Consider the following 2489-nt stretch of genomic DNA (forward strand, 5'->3'; position numbering starts at 1 on the left):
GGCGTCCTCGACCAGCCGCCGCGCCTCCCGTCCCTCGGCATGGACCGAGGACGGATTGCCGACCAGGTCCCAGGCTGCGACCATTGCGCGTCGCGCCTCCGCGCGCAGTGGCGTGGTCGCATTCCAGTCGAGATAAACGCGGTTCCGCATGTAGTATTATATTACCTTAACTGGGAGGCCCGGCCTATCCGGCCGTCCGGCCCCGACATGGCGCTCCGGCACGCGCTTGGCAACCGCGATCCCATATCCGCCGCCGCTGGTGACGCGACCATGACACGCTAACATCTTGAGCCCATTCAGTGATGTTCAAGATGCTTGCTTTTTGACCCTCAGCCTATGTTAGAACCCGCACCGTCAAGTCACCGCGCGCCTTCAGCGCATCACCGCAAGGCGCGCCTTCTCACCCTTCATTCGCTTCCGTCGGCATCTGCCGATGAGGCCACAATCGGTTGATTGCCGAGGATCGTCTCTCCAGCAAATCAATCAAGAGATCATCGATGCCTGAAGTTATTTTCACTGGCCCTGCCGGCCGTCTCGAAGGCCGCTATCACCCGGCCAAGCAGAAGAACGCGCCGATCGCGATGATCCTGCATCCGCATCCGCAGTTCCACGGCACGATGAACCATCAGATCGTGTACCAGTGCTACTACGCGTTTGCGCATCGCGGCTTCTCGGTGCTGCGCTTCAACTTCCGCGGCGTCGGCCGCAGCCAAGGCTCGTTCGACCACGGCACCGGGGAATTGTCGGATGCGGCCGCAGCCCTCGACTGGGCGCAGACCATCAATCCCGAAGCGCGCGCCTGCTGGGTCGCCGGCTTCTCCTTCGGCGCCTGGATCGGCATGCAGCTCCTGATGCGCCGCCCCGAGGTCGAGGGCTTCATCTCGATCGCGCCGCCCGCCAATCTCTACGACTTCTCCTTCCTTGCGCCCTGCCCGTCCTCTGGGCTCATCGTGCATGGTGAGAAGGATGCGGTGGTGCCGCCCAAGGACGTCAACACCCTGGTCGAGAAGCTGAAGACGCAGAAGGGCATCGTGATCGACCAGCAGGTCATCCCCGGCGCCAACCATTTCTTCGACGCCAAGCTCGAGCCGCTGATGGAGACCATCACGGCCTATCTCGACATGCGCCTCGCCAACGTGCGCTAAGCCAGCTTCAGCGCCACGATTCCCATCAACACGAGCGCGATGCCCGCAAGCTTCATCGCGCTCAAGGTCTCGCCGAACAGCACGACGCCCATCACGAACGTGCCGGCAGCCCCGATTCCGGTCCACACCGAATAGGCGACGCCGACCTCGAGCACCTTCAAAGCACGCCCGAGCAGGAAAACGAAGGCCGCGAGCAGCACGAGCGAGACGATGCTCCAACCCACGCGCGTGTAACCTTCCGCGTATTTCATCGAGATCGCCCAGCCGACATCAAGCGCGCCGGCGATCACGAGCATCAGCCAAGCCATTGACGGCGACATCGAAATGCGTTCAGGCCGCGAGCTTGAGCAGATGTGCGTCGTGGCGCACGAGGAAGGCGCGCAGCAATTCCGGATAGTCCGCGCCGACCGCGCTGCGCACGCTCGGACGTTTCGCAAGCTCGGCGCTCCACGCCCGCACCTTTGGCACATCGCGGAAGATGCCGTGCTCGGTCAGCTCGTCGAACAGATCGAAATAGCGGAAGATCGGCGCGAACACCGCGTCGACCAGACTGAACTGCGCGCCAGCGAAGAACGGACCTGCGCCAAGCGCGGCTTCGACGCGCACGAATTTGGCAACGAGCGCCTGACGCTTGCTCTCGAAGGTCGCGGGATCTGTCGTGGTCTCCAGACCCCAGAGATCACCGAGGATCGCCGAGCCGAATTCCATCCAGGCACGATGCTCGGCACGCTTCAACGCGTCCGCCGAATGCAGCCTCACGCCGCCTTGGGTCTCCTCGATGTAATCGCAGATCACGTTGCTCTCGAACAACGCGACCTCGCCCTGCTCCGTCGTCACCACCAGCACCGGCACCTTGCCGAGCGGCGACAGTTTTAAAAACCAGTCGGGCTTGGCAGCGAGATCGATATCGATCCGCTCGAACGGGACGCCCTTCTCCTTGAGCGCGATCACGGCGCGCTGCACGTAGGGGCAAAGCTTGTGGCTGATCAGTTTGAGCGATGCGGTCATGGTGGCGATCCCGGCATTTAATGCAACTGCATCCATATAGATGCATTTGCATGAACACGTCAAGATCGATGCATCTGCATTGACCGCCTCTGATGTTCACGGCCTTGCGATCACCCCGCCCGTCATCGGCATCGGAACGCCGGTGGTCGCCGGATAGGACAGCGGCAGCCCCTTCAGCCCGCGCGCCGCGAGGAAACCGAAGGCCTGGGCCTCAATAGCGTCGGAGGCCCAGCCAAGCGTTTCGGCGGCCTCGACGGTGGCCGTTCCCACCCGCTCCCGCACCAACCGCAGCATGGTGAGGTTGCGCGCGCCGCCGCCGCAGACGATCCAGCTCCG

Annotated in this window: 4 protein-coding genes and 1 pseudogene; 1 reads left to right on the top strand and 4 read right to left on the bottom strand. The window is 63.2% G+C overall.

Features of this window, described 5'->3' with window-relative positions:
• A pseudogene (locus tag MOV75_RS34475) lies at positions 1-150 on the bottom strand (cysteine desulfurase); the annotation flags it as partial.
• Positions 151-497: 347 nt separating this feature from the next.
• Between MOV75_RS34475 and MOV75_RS34480 the strand changes: the two are divergent.
• Complete coding sequence (locus MOV75_RS34480; RefSeq protein WP_014495555.1) at positions 498-1145, top strand: alpha/beta hydrolase; 648 nt, start codon at positions 498-500, stop codon at positions 1143-1145.
• On the opposite strand, the gene MOV75_RS34485 is transcribed toward MOV75_RS34480, so the two are convergent.
• The 3 genes from MOV75_RS34485 to MOV75_RS34495 form a co-directional block, all read right to left on the bottom strand.
• Entirely contained in the window at positions 1142-1465 is a 324-nt protein-coding gene (locus MOV75_RS34485; RefSeq protein WP_246924919.1) for a multidrug efflux SMR transporter, read from the bottom strand. The genes MOV75_RS34480 and MOV75_RS34485 overlap by 4 nt on opposite strands.
• Positions 1466-1475: 10 nt before the next feature.
• The gene (locus tag MOV75_RS34490) at positions 1476-2153 is read right to left on the bottom strand and encodes a glutathione S-transferase family protein (RefSeq protein WP_247007573.1); all 678 of its coding nucleotides are present in this window, start codon (positions 2151-2153) and stop codon (positions 1476-1478) included.
• A gap of 96 nt (positions 2154-2249) precedes the next feature.
• Positions 2250-2489: anhydro-N-acetylmuramic acid kinase (locus MOV75_RS34495; RefSeq protein ID WP_247007574.1), on the bottom strand; the 240-nt coding region annotated here is incomplete at its 5' end.

The organism is Bradyrhizobium sp. PRIMUS42 (genome assembly GCF_023006515.1).
Lineage (GTDB): Bacteria > Pseudomonadota > Alphaproteobacteria > Rhizobiales > Xanthobacteraceae > Bradyrhizobium.

Bases quoted from the DNA above. Each gene is read 5' to 3' on its own strand.
- MOV75_RS34490 (WP_247007573.1), bottom strand. From the start codon at position 2,153: ATGACCGCATCGCTCAAACTGATCAGCCACAAGCTTTGCCCCTACGTG.
- MOV75_RS34480 (WP_014495555.1), top strand. From the start codon at position 498: ATGCCTGAAGTTATTTTCACTGGCCCTGCCGGCCGTCTCGAAGGCCGC.
- MOV75_RS34485 (WP_246924919.1), bottom strand. From the start codon at position 1,465: ATGTCGCCGTCAATGGCTTGGCTGATGCTCGTGATCGCCGGCGCGCTT.